Here is a 17,271-nt window from a genome sequence, read left to right on the forward strand (position 1 = left end):
ATACAGCCCGAACAGGTGATCCTGCACTCCGATAACGGCGGCCCGATGAAAGGCGCGACGATGCTCGCTACCCTCCAAGCGCTGGGCGTCATGCCGTCGCTCAGTCGCCCCGGCGTGAGCAACGACAACCCGTATTCCGAGTCGCTGTTCAAGACCCTGAAGTACCGGCCTGCCTATCCTCTCAAGGCGTTCGATACCCTGTTCGCCGCGCGCACCTGGGTGGGCGCGCTGGTGCGCTGGTACAACGAGGAGCATCGTCACAGCGCGATCCGGTTCGTGACGCCGGCGCAACGTCATGCCAACCTCGATCAGGACATTCTGTTTCGACGCGCTGCGCTTTACCAGGCGGCAAGGCAGCGCAATCCACTCCGATGGAAAGGCCCCACCCGCAACTGGCAGCGCGTTGACACCGTGCATCTGAATCCCGATCGCATCGATAACCCGAGCGTCACACCACAACGTCGCAACCAGGAGAGAAAAGCCGCCTGATATTTATTCGTTGAGGCGACAACTAGCTTGAAAATTTCCGGAAGTGTCTCGGCTGCTTGATGGTCACGAAATGTTCCGTGACGTGTGAACGTGCTCTCAGATTGGCAATAGCCATAGTTAACTCTCCTAACATGAGCGGGTTGCGGTGCGTCGGCTGCGCTATGACGGGGCGGGGCAACTGGCACGCATCGACGACCGCACGCGTGGCGCGTCGGAATACGGTTATGACCCGGTGGGCCGGTTGCTGAAGGCGGTGACGCCTGACCTGACGGAGATCTTTGCGTTCGATCCTGCCGGCAACCCGATCGATGCGGCGAAGATCCCGCCGTATCCGGACGGGCTGGAAACGGAGCACGAGCGCACGGCACGGTACGCGCGCGATGCGGCCGAGGATGCGGAGTGGATGCGTGCGCATCCCGGGCAGAAGCCGTTCCGCCTCAAAGGCGCCCGGAGAGTTTGGGGGGGGCACAGGAAAGGATTGCGCATGTATGTTGAACACAGCGAATCTTCCGAAGACGGCACAAACGACGATGCTTGAACAGCCAGCCCCTATTTCTCCCTCAACCTCAACGGAAAAATAACCATCGCCGCCAGCAACCCCAGCACGCCACCAATCAACGTCTCCCACGCCCGCGCCGTGAGAAATGGAATCGAGTGGATGCCGTTCACCGCGAGCGTGACGATCAGCGTGAACGCAAACGCGCCGCACGCGATGTCGTATCGCTCGGGCAGCGCCATCGAATAAACGATCATCGCCAGCGCCGCAGCGAGCCAGATCAGCAACGGCGCATGCTCCGCAATCGGCAAACAGATGAGCCCGAGCGGCACCCCAACGAGCGTGCCGATGATCCGCCGCCGCACGCGCTGCACGGTGCCCGTCGCGGACCCCGCGACCACGTACGTGCAGGCCGTGATCGCCCACACCGATTCCGCGAGGTTCAGCCACGCGTTCAACGCGACGATCACGAGCGCGCCGCTCGCGGCCTGCAGTCCCATCACGAACTCGGGTGAAGGCCGTCCGGCCACAGGCTCGGGTCCGGGCGACAGCGCGGCGACGACGGCTGGCCGTTCGGCGGGCCCGCTCAGCAGCCGCGGCACGATCGACGCCAGCATCGCGATCAACCCGGCAATTGCAATGCCGGGCAGATCGGCGGGAACGAGTTTCGCGCCGTAGGCCAGCAGTTGCCCGATGTAGATCTGCGAGCCGAGTCCCCCGCCGGTCACGCCGAATCGCTTCAGATAGCCGACGAGGAACGCACCCGTGACCAGTACGAGCTCGGGACCCGCATGCCCGAAGAAGAGCAATGGCTGTGCAAGACATACGTACATCGCCGCGCCGAGCGCGGCCGCCGCGCATAGCAGCGCGAGATCGCGACTCGATTCGGGTCGTGTCGTGCGCGCCTCCGACACGCTCGCCCACAGCGCGAAGTTGGCCGCGAGCAGGCCGACTGACGCATCGCGTGGCAATCCATGCGTGACGTCCTGCAATGTGCCGAGCGCCGAGGCGAGGCCGTATGCCGTCACGAGGCGCAGCCCCTTGATGCGTCGATGCGTGCCGGGATCGACGCGCGCGAGCCAGCCGCCGAGCGCGGCAAATGGGTGCCTCGCGGGTATCTCGCGGCGCGCCGTGTCGGCTGAAGGTTCGCGATCGGCGGGATCAGTGGACGGTTCCATGGTGCGAGTCGTCACAATTGGGCAAAGGTTCGCATGAGGGAAAGCGGCGTCTCGTCGAGTGCGCGCACGGTGAGACGCGATCGACGGATCGCGGCCCGGCGCGGCAATCGCGCAATGACCGTTTCACTGGCTTGCCGCCGAGGCCGGGTTCGCGCTGCTGGCAGGCGAACCGCCCACATTGGCGGCCGCGCCTGCAGCGGACGCGGCTTCGGACGACGCCACCGCCTCCGACGCCGCCGCCGTTCCCGACCCACCCGAATCGGCTGCCGTCTGTGCCGCAGGCGGCACGGATGCGCCGGACACGGGCGCCGGCGTGGACAACGTACCCGATGCCGTGCTGCTGGTGAGCTGCGGAGCCCCTTCGTCCGCGGCCGTTCGTTGCCGGTAGCCGTACATGATGATACCGATCAGCAGCACGATGACGACGAGTATGCCCCAAGCCCAGACGGGAACGCGGCGCGGGCGGGGCGCGACGGGTTCGACTGTCGTCAGCAACTGCTTGGGCGCACCGGGCGCGGCAGCAGCAGAAGCGCCGGCAGCGCCACCCGCCAGTCCGTAAAGATCGCCGCCAGAATATCCGCCGGACGGCGCTGTATCCGCGGATGGCGGCGCCCCGTTCGTCGCCCAACCAGGTGGCCCGTTCCCAGCGACGGCGTGCGCGCGCGGCATGCCCGCCGCGAGTTCGACGAGCCGTTGCGGGACGCTGTCCGCGAACGCAGCGGAACTCGCGAATCCGAGCGCCGTCGCAAATCCCTCTGCAAGCCACGGCGCAGCGATCGGCCATTGATAGGCGAGCAGTCCCGGCAGGTCGCCGGCGCTGCCCTGTTCGAGCAGCATATGGTGCTTGGCGGCGCCGAACACCACGGCCGATGCGACATCCGTCAGCGCATGCGCGGCTTGCGGCGGCACGGTCGTCAGGGCGGCGATGTGGTCGCTGATCAACGCGATCTCGCGGCTGTCGGCGATGCGCGTCGCCAGCGCATGACCTGAGCGCTCGACGGCCTTCAGCCCGTGCGAACTCGCGGTCAGGCCGGCGAGCTGCGCCGCGATGCGCGGATTGGATTCGGTGGACATGATCACGACGAACAGGCGCTGCGTGCTTTCCGCGCTGCCTGCTCTCGCCATCATCGTCAGCACGATGCCGGGCGCCGCGCGTTCCACGACCTGCCGGATCGCGTCGGGCGGCAAACCGATGCGGCTGCTCAACTGCTCGAGGACGTAGGGATTGAAGGCGGCGTTGGCCGCGGCGACCAGATCGGCGTCGTTCACCAGAGGTCTCCTTCGTGTAAGCAAACGGATGAGAGAGTCACCTGTTGCGCGGCGGCTGGCCGCTTGCCTTTGTCCGAAACGGCCAGGTAAGTATAGGCAGGAAATCCGGCGGCCGGGCTGCGTCGGACGTCGCGGGAAGCCGGGCGGCAAAGCCGGCAGCGATGACGGGCGCCCGCCAGGGAAATGCCCTTGCTATTTTTAAACGCGAGTATCACTCTCGATAGAGCCGCATGCCGGGTCAAAGACCGGCAGCCTGTCCGCTGCGCACGCGGACGTTCTTACGGTGGAGCACGCCATGAGGTCCGCCAGTGCCGTTCACGATCCCAGCCGTCAACTGCTGCCGTTTCGCGAGTCGCTGCTCGCGATGCTCGGCATCGCCTTCGTCACCATGCTGGTCGCGCTCGACCAGACCATCGTGGGCACCGCGTTGCCGCGCATCGTCGCCGATCTGAAGGGCTTCGACTTCTACGCGTGGGTCGCGACCTCGTACATGCTCGCGTCCGTCATCACCATTCCGATCTTCGGGCGGCTCGGCGATCTGTACGGCCGCAAGCCGTTCCTGATCGCCGCGATCCTGCTGTTCACGCTGGCGTCGGTGCTGTGCGGGCTCGCGAACAGCATGCTGTTCCTGATCGCCGCGCGCGGCCTGCAGGGCATCGGCGGCGGCATTCTGATCGGCACCGTGTTCGCCACCGTCGCCGATCTGTTTCCCGATCCGAAGCTCAGGCTGCGCTGGCTCGTGTTCGTCACATCGTCGTTCGGCATTGCGAACATCGTCGGGCCGACGCTCGGCGGCATGCTCACGCAGATGCAGGGTTGGCGGCTCGTGTTCTTCGTCAACGTGCCCGTCGGCGTTGTGTCGCTGATCTTTGTTCAGATGTTTGTGCCAAAGCTGCGCCATCTGAAAGCGAGCGGGCCGATCCAGCTCGACTGGCTCGGTGCATTCGTCGTCGCCGTGACGTTCGGCGCGCTGCAACTGCTGATTGAACTGCTGCCGCGCGAGGGCATCAGCGGCACGACGGGGCTGCTCTTCGCGATCACGGCCGTGTGCAGCCTGACGCTGTACTTCTGGGAAAAGCGCATGGGCTATCCCGTCGTGCCCGTCGACGTGCTGCTCGACCGCAAGCTTGCGCCGCTCTTCGCGATGTCGGTGCTCGGCGGCTTTGCGCTGTTTTCGATGGTGTTCTACGTGCCGCTGCTGTTCCAGGGCGGCTACGCGATGTCGCCGCACGATTCCGGCATGCTGATCACGCCGCTGCTGCTTGGTACGACCGTCGGCAGCGTGCTGAACAATCGCATCGTCACGCGTATCCGGCGCGCGAACGGGGTGATGTATGCCGGCTTCGCGTTCTTCGTGATCGGCTGCGTTGCGCTCGTCTCGTTCAAGGGCCACGAGCCGCATATCGTGTGGATGGCGTGTATGGGCTTGAGCGGACTGGGGCTTGGCCTGGTCGCGACCAACCTGACGATCTGCTCGCAGCAGATCGTCGCGCGCGATCACCTCGGCGCAGTGACGGCGCTGATGCAATCGCTGCGGATTTTTGGCGGCATGCTCGGCACCGCGATCACGGGCGCGCTGCTCGGGCATATGTACACGCAGGGCGTGACCCGCTCGCTCGATTCGTATCAGGCGACGCAATGGCTCAAGTCGTTCGCGAGTCCCGATCTGCTGGTCGATCGCAACGAGCAGTCCGCGCTGATCGAGCATCTGGTGGCGGCCGGGCATTCCAGCGATCCGATGATGCACATGGCGCGCGAAGCGCTCATTGCGTCGATTCACATCGGCTTGTCCGTCGCCGCGCTCGCCGCGTTGATCGGGCTATGCCTCGCGTGGTTCGTGCCCGCCGTGCAGGTGACCTATGCCGAGACGGAAGTGCGCGGCGCTTGAGGAGCGCTTGAGGACCATGAGGGGCGTGCGCGCTTTCTGGCTCGGCAGACTGCCGCGTTTGCTATCATGGCTGTATAAATATACAGCCTTCCGTGTCCGATAGCCGTGCCGACCGACGCTCCCGATCAGTTCTATTACCTGTCGAATTTCGAGCGCGCCCTCGCGTGGATCGCGGGCCGTTACGACGATCTGCTCGACGACAGCGAGCGCGCCTTTCTCGACGCATTCCTGCGCGACGGCGCGCGCCTGCCGAAAGCATCGCGCGCGCTGCTCGTGCGCATGCTGATGCGCAAAGGCACGTTGTTTCGCACGGGGCGGCTCGCGTATGCGGAGATCGGTTGTCCCGTGCAGGCGGCCGCGCCGCTGGCCGCACTCGGCTGGATCGATGCGGACGCAGGCGTGTCACTCGACGAACTGTTCGCGTGCGCGACGCGCCCCGAACTTCAACGCATGTTCGCCGCGTCTCCCGCGCTCAAGGGCCTGCGCAAGGCCGAATGGCTCGAAGCGCTGCGCGTCGCTGACCCCGCGCACGCGCTGCCACGGCGTTATCGCGAGTGGGACGCAGCCGCTGACGAAGCCGCGCTGCGCGTGCTCGTCGCGCCGCTCTGCGAGCGCTTCCGGTTGATGTTCTTCGGCAATCTGCATCAGGACTGGTCCGAGTTCGTGCTCGCCGATCTCGGCGTGTATCAGTACGAGCGCGTGGCGTTCGCGCCGTCGTCGCGGGCGTTCCAGCAGCGGGGCGACGTCGACCGTTATCTGGCATTGCAAGCGTGCCGCGATGCCCTGGAACTGACGGACAACGCAGCGTTCGACCCGCTGCTCGAAGCCGTCGATGCAATCGATACCCAGCACAACCCCTGGCTCGCATTGCGCCGCGCGAAGCTGCTGTATGCGATCGGCTATCAGGCCGAACGCCGGCGCGACTGGGATGCTGCCTTGCGCATTTACGAGCACTGCGCATGGCCGGGCGCGAGGCACAGGCGCATGCGCGTGCTGGAGCGCGACGGGCGCGACGAAGCGGCGCTCGCGCTGGCGCTGCAGGCGGCCGCCGTTCCCGAGAGCGAAGAGGAGCAGCAGCGCGTCGCGCGCATGCTGCCGCGCCTGCAACGGCGGCTCGGCGTCGCCGCGCAGAAACCAGCTGGCGTGCGCGCGGCGCAGCGCGGCATGCTCGAATTGCCGCGTCCATTAGAGCCCGTCGCCGTCGAATACGCGGTGCGCGATCATCTGTCGACGGAAGATGCGCCTGTGCATTACGTCGAAAACGCGCTGATCAATTCGCTGTTCGGTCTGCTGTGCTGGGAGCCTGTTTTCGAGGCCGTACCGGGCGCGTTCTTTCACCCGTTCCAGCGCGGCCCCGCCGATCTGCACGCGCCCGACTTCCGCGCGCGGCGTGCCGCGCAGTTCGACGCCTGCTTCGCGCAACTCGAAAGCGGCGTGTATCGCGAGACGATCCTGCGTTACTTCGAAACTAAAGCCGGGGTTCAATCGCCGTTCGTGTTCTGGGGCATGCTCACGCCCGAGTTGCTGACGCTCGCGCTCGATTGCCTGCCCGCCGCGCATCTGAAGCTGTGGTTCGAGCGGCTGTTGCTGGATATTCGCGCGAACCGTTCGGGCCTGCCCGACCTGATCCGCTTCTGGCCGCGCGAGCGGCGCTATGAACTGATCGAAGTGAAAGGGCCGGGCGATCGTCTGCAGGACAATCAGATCCGCTGGCTCGCGTACTGCGTGCAGCACGATGTGCCCGTGCGCGTGCTCGATGTTCGCTGGACCGAAAGCGCCGACGATGCGCTGGTCGGTGCAACGGACGCGGAGGCGGCATGACCTACGTCGTCGCCGTGCGCACGCTCTGCGAATTCACCGCGCGGCGCGGCGATCTCGATCTGCGCTTCACGCCCGCGCCGTCGGCGCTCGAAGGCATCGCCGGACATCAGGCCGTGACGGCGCGCCGCGCATCCGGCTATGAAGCGGAGATCACGCTGACGGGTACGCATCGCGGCCTCACGGTGCGTGGCCGCGCCGACGGCTACGACCGGGCGCTGAACAGGCTCGAAGAGATCAAGACGCATCGCGGCGATCTCGAACGGATGCCCGCGAATCATCGCACGCTGCATTGGGCGCAGGCGCTGGTGTATGGGCATCTGCTGTGCGAGGCGCGCGCGCTCGACGAACTGACGGTCGCGCTCGTGTACTTCGATATCGCTGACCAGAAAGAAACCGTGCTGACGGAACAGCACACGGCCGCGTCGCTGCGCGCGTTCTTTGAGGAACAGTGCGAGCGTTTCGTCGCGTGGGCCGCGCGCGAAGAAGCGCATCGCGATGCGCGCAACGCCGCATTGAACGCGCTGCGCTTTCCGTACGGCGAGTTTCGCAGCGGTCAGCGCGAACTGTCCGTGGCCGTGTTTCGCGCGGCGCGCGACGGGCGCTGTCTGATGGCGCAGGCGCCGACGGGCATCGGCAAGACGCTCGGCACGATCTTTCCTCTGCTGAAGGCGTGCGGCGCGGATCATCTCGACCGGGTGTTCTTCCTGACGGCAAAAACGCCGGGCCGCGCGCTCGCGCTCGAAGCCGTCGAATCCCTGCATCGCAGCGAAGCCGCGCTGCCGCTGCGCACGCTCGAACTCGTCGCGCGTGACAAGGCCTGCGAGCATCCCGACAAATCGTGCGACGGTGATTCCTGTCCGCTCGCGCGCGGTTTCTACGACCGGCTGCCCGACGCGCGCGACACGGCGTTGCAGGCGCGCACGCTCGACCGCGCAGCCGTGCGCGAAGCGGCGCTCGCGCATGGCATCTGTCCGTACTATCTCGCGCAGGAAATGGCGCGCTGGTGCGACGTGGTGATCGGCGACTACAACTACTACTTCGACAGCAGCGCGATGCTGTATGCGCTGACGCAACTGAACGGCTGGCGCGTCGCCGTGCTCGCCGACGAAGCGCACAATCTGCCCGACCGCGCGCGCCGCATGTACAGCGCGACGCTCGATCAACACGCGTTTCGCGGCGCGCGCCATGCCGCGCCCGCAGCGCTGAAAAAGCCGTTCGATCGATTGAACCGCGAATGGAATGCGTTGAACCGCGAGCGCAATGCCGCGTACGAGGTGCTGCCCGGCGTGCCGCCAAAGCTGCAGTCGGCACTGCAAAATCTGATCGCATCGATTGGCGATCAGCTTGCGGAAACCCCGCAATCCGTCGATGAAAACGCGCTGCGTTTCTATTTCGACGCGCTGCATTTCATGTCGCTCGTCGAGCAGTTCGGCGATCATTCGATCGTCGATGTGACGCTCGATGCGCATCGCGGCCAGGCCCACGCGAAGTCATCGACAGAGATTTGCGTGCGCAACGTGATTCCCGCGCCATTCCTCAAGCCGCGCTACGCCGCTGCGCGCGCGACGATCGTGTTCTCCGGCACGCTCAGCCCGCAGCACTTCTATCGCGACATGCTCGGTCTGCCCGACGACACCAACTGGCTCGACGTCGAAGGGCCGTTCAGGGCCGAGCAGCTGGATGTGCGCGTCGCGCATCATGTGTCGACGCGCTGGCGCGACCGCGAGCGCTCGCTCGAACCGATCGTCGATCTGATCGCGCAGCAGTACGCCGCGCGTCCGGGCAACTACCTCGGCTTTCTGAGCAGCTTCGATTATTTGCAGCGCGTCGCGGGATCGATGCGTGAACGGCATCCGCAGGTGCCCATCTGGACGCAGGAGCCGCGCATGGACGAGACCGCGCGCGACGCGTTCCTCGCGCGCTTCACGACGAGCGGCGCGGGCGTCGGCTTCGCGGTGCTGGGCGGCGCGTTTTCGGAGGGCATCGATCTGGTCGGCGAGCGGCTCATCGGCGCGTTCATCGCGACACTCGGCTTGCCGCAGATGAACGACGTCAACGAACAGATGCGCCGCACCTTCGATGCGCAGTTCGGCAACGGCTACGACTATGCGTATCTGTATCCGGGTATGCAGAAGGTCGTGCAGGCGGCGGGGCGCGTGATTCGCACCGAGCAGGATGCGGGCGTCGTGCATCTGATCGACGACCGGTATCGGCGCGCGGATGTGAAGCGGTTGTTGCCGCGATGGTGGAAGGTCGCTATATAGCAACAAGAAGCAACAAGAACAGGAGACAACCCGTGCGCGCAGGCGAATACCGCTTCACGACGATCTGGCGCGTCGACGCGCCGCTACCGGCCGTATGGGATGCCATTCACGATCCGGCGCGGTGGCCGCAATGGTGGACCTGCGTCGAGCGCGTGATCGAAGTGGAGCCGGGCGCGAGCGACGGCGTCGGGGCATTGCATCGCTACACGTGGAAAGGGCGCTTGCCGTATCGCGTCGCGTTCGACATGCGCGTGACCCGCGTCGAGCCGCTCGCCGTGCTCGAAGGCGAGGCGTGCGGCGACGTCGAAGGAACGGGGCGCTGGCACTTCTCGACGCACGGCGAAGCGACGGTGGTGTGCTACGAATGGCGCGTGCGCACGAAGCGCGGCTGGATGAACCTGCTTGCGCCGCTCGCGCGCCCGTTCTTCAAATGGAATCACGATTACGTGATGCAGCGGGGCGGCGAAGCGCTCGCGAATCTGCTCGACGCGCGGCTGCTTGGCGTCGAGCATTCGTCATGAGACGGGCAGCCGGGTTATTGAAGCTCAGTGCCGCGCCACCTTCGATGTCGGCTTTTGCACTTGTTGCGGTCCATCCGGCACATTCGACGGACGCGGTGGGCCTTCGAGCTCGTCATTAGCGGAATCAGAACCGCCTTGCGCGGGATTGGCCGCGACCAGCATGCTGCGCTGTGGGTTTGCGATCTCAATGCCCTTCGCGCGGAACGCGTCGAAGATGCGCCGGTTGAATTCGCGCTGCACCGGCCAGCGTGCCGAGTCGCGGCATTGAATCTGGCCGGCGAGCGTGACGGACGCGCCATCGACGGCATCGACGCCCCAGAAACTGAAGTCCGACAGGATGCCGTCCTTGAACTGCTCGTCTTCGCGTAGTGCGGTGCCGATTTCCTTGAGCGTCGCGATCGCGAGGTCGACGTCCTGGCCGTACGCGATGCTGACCCGAACGGCCGCGTTGCCGAGCCCGCGATTCGTATTGTTCACCGTCGACACCGAACTGAACGGCACGGTGTACAGCGAGCCGTCGCCGCCGCGCAGGCGCACCGTGCGGATCGACAGATACTCGACCGTGCCGGACACGCCCGCGAGCGTCACCCAGTCGCCGACCTGCATCGCGTTTTCCATCAGCAGGAAAATCCCCGTGATGAAATCCTGCACCAGCTTTTGCGAGCCGAAGCCGAGCGCAACGCCGAAGATGCTCGCGCTCGCGAGCAGCGGCGCCGTGTTCACGCCAAGCTCGCTCAGGCACGTCATCACGACGACCAGCGCGATCACGACGAACAGCGCCGAGCGCAGCATCGGCACCAGCGTGCGCAGCCGCGCGGCGCGCATCAGGTCGCCGCTCCTGGTCCACTGCGCGAGGCGCTTTTCGACGGATACATTCGCGATCTCCCATACGACCAGCGCAATCACGGCGGCCACGCAGATCGTGACGATGGCCGACGTCAGCCGGTGGCCGATCGCGCCGGGCCGGAAGAACTGCCACACGTCGAGGCCCCACAACTGCAGCAGCACGAGCGCGGTGACGACGATCACGAGCGCTGAGATGGCGCGCCGGATCAACGGGTAGTAGCGGTACGCGTGCTCATGAATCAGCGAGCGGTGCTCGCCGTCTTCGACATGAAAGAGCCGCCCGAGCGCGCCGAACAGCACGATCGCCACCACGCGCGCGGCCACCAGCACGGCGAGCGACACGCCACCCAGATGCAGCAGCGTGCGGTAGCCGTTGTGCACGTCGAGCGCCCACACGAACCACAGCGCCATCACGATGAACACGGCAACCCACGCCCACATGTCGATCAGGCCGTGCGCCAGCATCGTCACGGTGCGCTGGCTGTCGGCATCGGTCTCGCCGGTGCGCTCGCGCAGCAGCGCGGAAATCGGCGCGCGGCATTGCAGGATCATGATCGACACCATCACGTGCCCGACCAGCGCCAGCAGCTTGACGAGGGGCAAATGCGCCGCGTCGCTCAGGCCGAGCGCGGTGGCGATCTGGATCAGCGCGCCGCCCGCGCCGATCACGCTGACCACACGAATCACCCAGCGCTGCATGAACAGCGCCCAGCCATCGGGCACCCGCAACAGACGCAGCCGCGGCGCATCCGGCTGCAGGAAAAAGCCCGCGGCGATCACGATCGCGCGGCAGATCACGTACAGGTCGATCAGGCCGTTGAGCGCCGCGTCCTGAACCGTGCCGTCGTCGGTGAAGATCGACATCAGCGCGCTCGCCGCCGCGACGAACACGACGAGCGGCAGCATCCGCAACAGCAGTTGCAGCGCCGCGCTCGGCAGACGCTGCAGCGTGGTCCAGTGATGTTCCGCCTGGCGCTTGCTGCGCGCTTCCTTTTGCTGGTTGTCGGGTTTCGGCAAGGACGCGTCGGACGCGGACGATGCAGCCGATGACCTGGGCGGCGTCGACATCGACGGCGCGGCCGGGCTCGCCGCGAAGCCGGCTGCCGCCTGGGCTGCTGCGGCTTCGGCGGCTTCGGCGGTATCGGCGGCCTCGGCGCTCGCAACGGCATCCGAGGCCGCGGCTTCGCGTGCATGCTCGTGCGCTTCGCGGGCCTCACGTGCCTCGCGCCGCAAGATGATCGCGGCGCGCGCCCGGCGCAGCAGCCGGCGCGCGAGCCATTCGAGCCCGATCGCGGGCAGCAGCGTGCCGATCAGCGCGAGCAGCACGCCGAACACTCTTGCGCGCTCGTGCGGATCGGAAAGCTGCACGTTCCACCAGTAGCGGGCCGACGACGTATCGAGCAGCACCGTGGCCGAGCGCTTGAGCGTCATGCCGCCTTGCGTGATCCAGTGCGCGCCCTGGCGCACCAGCTGCGACGCGAGGCCGTTCGACTTGAACGCGGCGGGCACGCTCGCGCCCGACGCGGCGTCCGCCGCCGTCGCCGATGCGCCCGAGGCTGGCGCGGCGGGTGTCGCGAGCACGCCTGCGGCGGCGATGGCCGTCAGCGTGTCTTCGATCTGCGCGCGCTTTTGGGGGTCGTTCAGCACCTGCAACGCCTGGCGGGCCTGGTCGGGCGTCAACGTGACAGTGGTGGCGGACGCGCCGGACGCGCTCGTCGTTGCCGTCACGGCGGAGAAGGCGGGCGCGCAGAACAGCGCGAGCAGACAGATCAGGAGAAATTTGCGCATGTAGGGCCGGTGGTCGGCGGTGATGCGCGCACGGCTGGACGCGATGCGGCGCCGGGAGCCACCACGATTCGACTGGAAAATAAAACGACCCCGGCGGCGCGCGATAAGTTCCGCAAAGCAGCGAATCCCGTGACCCAACGGGCATGAATGCGTGCGATGCGGGCATTTTCCGTGCGTTTTTTGTGCTGATGCGCGGCGCGACGACGCCGCTGGCGCGTCATGCGCGTTTACGCGTGAGCGGGGTGGGCGGGCTTGCCGAGCGTCCCGTCGACGACTTCCGTGAACGTCCGTTCTTCGCGCAGGATGAAGCGTTTGGCCTGCGCCATGCCGAAGTTCTCGAGCGCTGCGGGATCGGTGCGCAGCCGCGCGCGATACGCTTCGTAAGCGGCGAGGCTGTCGAACGCAATCAGGCCCCACGCGATGTCGTTGGTGCCTTCGTGCGGCAGGAAATAGCCGAGCAGATGACCGCCGCAGCGCGGAATGATTTCTCCCCAGTTCTCCGCGTACTGTCTGAACGCGTCGCGCTGGAACGGATCGATCTGATAGCGGATGAAACAGGTGATCGTCATGGAGACTCCCGTCGTGGTTGCCGTTAAGTGGATGAGGTCAGTATCCGCGACGCGTAGCGCGCGATGTTTCAGGCTGGATGGAAGTGTCGATGTGCGTTGCGCTATTGTTCACTCTGCGGCTTCTGCTGCCCGCGAATCGTCACCGCCGCGCACGCCGCGCCCAGCAGCGCGCACAGCGCCGACACCAGCGCGACGGCGCGCAGCCCCGCGTCGATGGCATCGGACTGCGCGGCGACAATTTCAGCCGGCACAGCATGCGCGCCCGTCATCATGTCCGGCGCAAGCTGACCCTCGCGATGCAAATCGGCGGGAATGTTCAATTGTTCGAGCCGCTCCGACAGCGCCGCGTTGTGCGACCAGACGAACACGATGCCGAGCACCGCGATCGCCAGCAAGCTCGCGATCCGCGCGACGGCATTGTTGATACCGGACGCGACACCCGTACGCGCGGTGGCAACGGACGTCATCACGGCCGTCGTGAGCGGCGCGACCGTGATCGTCATACCGAGGCCGAGCACGGCGAGGGCAGGGAAGAAGCTCGTCCAGTAGCGCGCGCGGTCGATGTCGAGCCAGCCGGGCAGCGCGAGCAGCGCAAAGCCGGCTGCCGCGATCACAGGGCCCACCGTCAGCAGCCGGCGCGCTCCGTAACGCACGGCCAGCCCGCCCGTGAGGCGCGACAGCACGCCGATCACGACGGGCACGGGCAGCAGCGCCGCACCCGCTTGCGTCGCCGTGTAGCCGTGCGCGCGAATCAGCGTGAACGGCAGAAAGAACAGCGCGCCGCCCAGACCGAAATACAGCAGCAGCGTGACGAGGTTCGCGCCGCTGAAATCTCGCGAATGAAACACATCGAGCGGCATCATCGGGTCCTGGCTGCGCGCCTCGATGGCGACGAACGCGGCGCACAGAGCCAGTCCGCCGGCGATCATGCCGATCACGATCTCATCGGTGAAACCATGCGACGAAGCGAGCGTGAGACCGTACGTCAACAGGCCGAGTCCTAGTGCCGCCGTCAGTGCGCCCGGCCAGTCGAGGCGCTGCGCAGCGCTTGAGCCGCGGCTAACAGGTATCGACGACAGCGCGAGCGCAACCGTGACGACCGCAATCGGCACGTTCAGATAGAAGATGGCGCGCCACGAGAACGCGTCGACGAGCCAGCCACCCGCGACGGGCCCGAGTGCCGATGTGATCGCGCCGAAGCCGGCCCATGTGCCGATAGCGCGGCCGCGCTCGCGTTCGTCGAACACGGCGCCGATGATCGCGAGACTGCTCGGCACCAGCAGCGCCGCGCCCGCGCCTTGCACGGCGCGCGCCGCGATCAGCGCGGCGGGTTCGGGCGCGAGGCCGCACGCCGCGGATGCCGCCGTGAACAGCACGATGCCCGCGACGAATACGGTGCGCCGCCCGAGCTTGTCGCCCAGCGCGCCGCCGACGAGCACCAGCGACCCGAGCAGCAGCAGATACGCGTTGACGACCCATTGCATCGCCGCGACGCTCGCGCCGAGTTCGGTCTGAATGGCGGGCAGCGCGACGTTGACGACAGAGCCGTCGATGAACGCCATGCTGGAGCCGAGTATCGTCGCGCCGAGCGCGAGGCGCTTGCGGCGGCAGGGAATCCCGGCGGCGGGTTGCGCGCGGATCGCGAGATCGTCGCAGGGGCTGGCCTGGGCAGGGAAGGCGTGCGGCTGGTCGCGCGCGTGGTTCAGAGAAGCGCGGTCGGACATGACGGGTGTCCACTCCATTGCGGTGCGATCGACAATGCAATGGACACATTTAGCGCCACGCCGTTCAGCATCAACTGAACGACGTGAAGGCCGCCGCGTGATTCAAAGGAAGAAACTCAAGGGAACAAACTCAAAGAAAGAAAAGACGAACTCAGCCTACCGACACCGCCGCGACAGCGCGCGGCCGGTGCGAGCCCGCATCGCTGTCGTCGCCGTCGTCCGCGCCGCCCGGATCGGATGAGCCGTCCGTGCCACCATCGGTGCGGCCTTCGCCGCCGGCACGGCGCATCGAGCGCATCGCATTCGCGTCCGGGTTCATCCGGTTCGCGTTCATCAGCCGGTAGAGCGTCGCGCGCGACACGCCGAGATCGGCCGCCGCGCCCGACAGGTTGTGGCCGTGCCGCTTCAACGCTTCTTCAATGGCCTCGATTTCCGCCTGCGTGCGGATTTCGGCGAGCGTCTTCGCGCGCACGCCCGATATTTCCGGCAAGCCGAGATCGGTTTCCGTGATGAAGCGTCCTTCCGTCATCACGACGGCGCGCCGCACGCAGTTGATCAGCTCGCGCACGTTGCCAGGCCAGTCGTAGTTCGACATCGAGACCACCGCGCCGCTGGAAAAACCGCGAATCTTGTGCGTGCCGTCCTGCCGATACATGCTGAGCGCATAGTCGGCGAGCAGGCGAATGTCGCTGCCGCGTTCGCGCAGCGGCGGCTCATCGAGCCGCAGCACGCACAGCCGGTGATACAGGTCGGCGCGGAAGCGTCCGTCCTTCACGGCGGCTTCGAGATTCACGTGCGTCGCCGAGATCACCCGCACGTCGACCTTGACGGAGGCGTTGCCGCCCAGGCGCTCGATCGTGCCTTCCTGCAGGAAGCGCAGCAGCACGGCCTGGCATTCGTGCGGCATGTCGCCGATTTCGTCGAGGAACAGCGTGCCGCCGTGCGCATGCTCGATCCGGCCGATCTTGCGTTGCAGCGCGCCCGTGAACGCGCCGCGCTCATGGCCGAACAGTTCGGCCTGCAACAGGGTAGGCGGAATCGCCGCGCAATTGATAGCGACGAACGCCTGCTGCGCGCGCGTCGAGCCGTCGTGGACCGCGCGCGCGGTCAGTTCCTTGCCCGTGCCCGATTCGCCCGCGATGAACACGGGCGCGTCCGTCTGCGCGCACTTGTCGATGCGGCGATACAGCTTTTGCATCGGCTCGCAATGGCCGACCATGCCGTGCGCGCCGAGCGACGGCTGCGGCCGGAAGCTCGCGCGGCGCAGATTCGACAGGCCGTGCGCGTGACCGAGCGCGAAGATCAGCCGGTCGTTCATGCACGGCGCGGTGACGAAGTCGAAGCAGTAGTCGAGGATGAAGCGGCTGGTGAGGTCGTCGGTGGCGTGGCCGGGCGCGATCTGCGCGATCCAGTTTGCCTCGCCGTGACGCATGCAGGCCTCGAGCGCCGAGAGCTGCTGCTGCGTGACGTCGTCGGGCAGCGTGACGAGGCCGACCTTGATGTCTCCCCGATCGAGCAGTTTTTCCGCAGCGGCCGTGGTCCTGGCGTGTACGACCTGCCATCCGGCCGCGCCCAGAAAGGCTGCGAGCGCTTGGTCGGGCGTCGAGGCCACACAAAGCACGGTGCGGTCGGAAGCGCCCGTTGTGGAAGTGGAATTCATGTTACCCCCGGTAGTGGACGTCGCCCTTGCGCATCGTGCAGCAAGGTCAGTGATCCTTGTACTACGGCAAAACGGTGTGGTCTTTTGAGGGTCCGCATGCGCGAACCCGAGCATTTTTCATTTTCTTCTATATGCGGGTCATGAATGCCGCAATGTCGCCATGCCTTTGCGCTGCGTACATGCTTCGCAACACGAAGTTATCGTCGCATGAAATGCACGGTGAAAACAAAGATAAATGAAAGGGTAGGGGCTTTATATAAGCGTAAATCTGGATGCAGATACACCCTTCTGCAATTTCTACCGGCGCTTAAATCGTTTGCGGATCGCGGCACCTGACAGGCACGTGCAAGTGGGTGTCGCACGCGTCGCCTTGCTGCACAAGGCCGCGCCTCCTTTGCCGCCGGCCTTTTCCCGCCGTCTCAACTCTGCGACACATTTGACAATCGGTTCTTCAGACCGAACGGCAGCTGCCGGCGAACGGTAGATCTGACCGGAAGCCATTGGCACCGGGCTTCGCGGCCCGATTCATCGCATCTTTGAGCGCGCGCCGACGGCTATGTGGCCTGGCGAACGCGCGCCCCGCGCTTCGAAATCACGTTACGGGTTCGCAACATCGCGAACCGCGGGCCTCTGAAAAACTGCGTGGCGCGCAAGCCCGATCACGGCGCGACAAGGGTTTGCGGGTACATGGCACACCCGTTGCGATATGGCTGTCACGACGAAAACGTTGCTGCCGGAAAGCAGGGCCAAGGGAAGTC

General features: G+C 66.2%; 12 protein-coding genes. 6 read left to right on the forward strand and 6 right to left on the reverse strand.

The genetic code is table 11. The features are described 5' to 3' along the window. Nucleotides 1–489, forward strand: a 489-nt coding sequence (locus SB822_RS48620) for a transposase (RefSeq protein ID WP_410858105.1), incomplete at its 5' end; no start/stop codon positions are given. Nucleotides 490–634: 145 nt separating this feature from the next. Further along, on the forward strand, nt 635–1,027 hold the full coding sequence (locus tag SB822_RS48625) for an RHS repeat domain-containing protein (protein ID WP_079501477.1): 393 nt from the start codon (nt 635–637) through the stop codon (nt 1,025–1,027). Nucleotides 1,028–1,038: 11 nt separating this feature from the next. Here the strand turns inward: SB822_RS48625 and SB822_RS48630 are convergent, their stop codons facing one another. Together SB822_RS48630 and SB822_RS48635 are read right to left on the reverse strand one after the other, a co-directional pair. After that, on the reverse strand, nt 1,039–2,163 hold the full coding sequence (locus SB822_RS48630; RefSeq protein ID WP_007730080.1) for an FUSC family protein: 1,125 nt from the start codon (nt 2,161–2,163) through the stop codon (nt 1,039–1,041). A gap of 123 nt (nt 2,164–2,286) precedes the next feature. After that, nucleotides 2,287–3,432: a hypothetical protein gene (locus SB822_RS48635; RefSeq protein WP_410858106.1), complete on the reverse strand. Its 1,146-nt coding sequence runs from the start codon at nt 3,430–3,432 to the stop codon at nt 2,287–2,289. Nucleotides 3,433–3,727: 295 nt separating this feature from the next. On the opposite strand from SB822_RS48635, the gene SB822_RS48640 reads away from it, so the two are divergent. The 4 genes from SB822_RS48640 to SB822_RS48655 all read left to right on the forward strand — a co-directional run bounded on the left by SB822_RS48640 (nt 3,728) and on the right by SB822_RS48655 (nt 9,926). Further along, nucleotides 3,728–5,320, forward strand: coding sequence for an MFS transporter (locus SB822_RS48640; protein WP_410858107.1), 1,593 nt, complete (start codon nt 3,728–3,730; stop codon nt 5,318–5,320). Nucleotides 5,321–5,425: 105 nt separating this feature from the next. Next, nucleotides 5,426–7,141 (forward strand): VRR-NUC domain-containing protein, encoded by a 1,716-nt coding sequence (locus SB822_RS48645; RefSeq protein WP_410858108.1) that lies wholly within the window; start codon nt 5,426–5,428, stop codon nt 7,139–7,141. Further along, nucleotides 7,138–9,405 carry an ATP-dependent DNA helicase gene (locus SB822_RS48650; protein WP_410858109.1) on the forward strand — a complete coding sequence of 756 codons (2,268 nt, stop codon included), beginning with the start codon at nt 7,138–7,140 and terminating at the stop codon, nt 9,403–9,405. Before SB822_RS48645 ends, SB822_RS48650 begins: the two co-directional genes overlap by 4 nt. A gap of 32 nt (nt 9,406–9,437) precedes the next feature. After that, entirely contained in the window at nt 9,438–9,926 is a 489-nt protein-coding gene (locus SB822_RS48655) for an SRPBCC family protein (protein WP_410858110.1), read from the forward strand. A gap of 24 nt (nt 9,927–9,950) precedes the next feature. Here SB822_RS48655 and SB822_RS48660 read toward each other — a convergent pair whose 3' ends face one another. From SB822_RS48660 to SB822_RS48675, 4 genes are all read right to left on the reverse strand, one after another. Beyond that, nucleotides 9,951–12,560 (reverse strand): mechanosensitive ion channel domain-containing protein, encoded by a 2,610-nt coding sequence (locus SB822_RS48660; RefSeq protein ID WP_410858111.1) that lies wholly within the window; start codon nt 12,558–12,560, stop codon nt 9,951–9,953. Nucleotides 12,561–12,787: 227 nt separating this feature from the next. Continuing rightward, the gene (locus tag SB822_RS48665; protein WP_007731072.1) at nt 12,788–13,129 is read right to left on the reverse strand and encodes an NIPSNAP family protein; all 342 of its coding nucleotides are present in this window, start codon (nt 13,127–13,129) and stop codon (nt 12,788–12,790) included. 101 nt (nt 13,130–13,230) lie between these two features. Next, on the reverse strand, nt 13,231–14,853 hold the full coding sequence (locus SB822_RS48670; protein ID WP_410858112.1) for an MFS transporter: 1,623 nt from the start codon (nt 14,851–14,853) through the stop codon (nt 13,231–13,233). 151 nt (nt 14,854–15,004) lie between these two features. Further along, nucleotides 15,005–16,513, reverse strand: a complete 1,509-nt coding sequence (locus tag SB822_RS48675; RefSeq protein WP_410858113.1) for a sigma 54-interacting transcriptional regulator — start codon at nt 16,511–16,513, stop codon at nt 15,005–15,007. Nucleotides 16,514–17,271 lie beyond the last annotated feature (758 nt).

This window comes from Paraburkholderia sp. SIMBA_054, from assembly GCF_046534875.1.
Classification (GTDB): domain Bacteria; phylum Pseudomonadota; class Gammaproteobacteria; order Burkholderiales; family Burkholderiaceae; genus Paraburkholderia; species Paraburkholderia hospita.

Excerpts from the sequence above, each read along its gene's own strand:
- SB822_RS48660 (WP_410858111.1), bottom strand. The coding sequence starts at position 12,560 with ATGCGCAAATTTCTCCTGATCTGTCTGCTCGCGCTGTTCTGCGCGCCC.
- SB822_RS48670 (WP_410858112.1), bottom strand. The coding sequence starts at position 14,853 with ATGTCCGACCGCGCTTCTCTGAACCACGCGCGCGACCAGCCGCACGCC.
- SB822_RS48675 (WP_410858113.1), bottom strand. The coding sequence starts at position 16,513 with ATGAATTCCACTTCCACAACGGGCGCTTCCGACCGCACCGTGCTTTGT.
- SB822_RS48665 (WP_007731072.1), bottom strand. The coding sequence starts at position 13,129 with ATGACGATCACCTGTTTCATCCGCTATCAGATCGATCCGTTCCAGCGC.
- SB822_RS48650 (WP_410858109.1), top strand. The coding sequence starts at position 7,138 with ATGACCTACGTCGTCGCCGTGCGCACGCTCTGCGAATTCACCGCGCGG.
- SB822_RS48630 (WP_007730080.1), bottom strand. The coding sequence starts at position 2,163 with ATGGAACCGTCCACTGATCCCGCCGATCGCGAACCTTCAGCCGACACG.
- SB822_RS48640 (WP_410858107.1), top strand. The coding sequence starts at position 3,728 with ATGAGGTCCGCCAGTGCCGTTCACGATCCCAGCCGTCAACTGCTGCCG.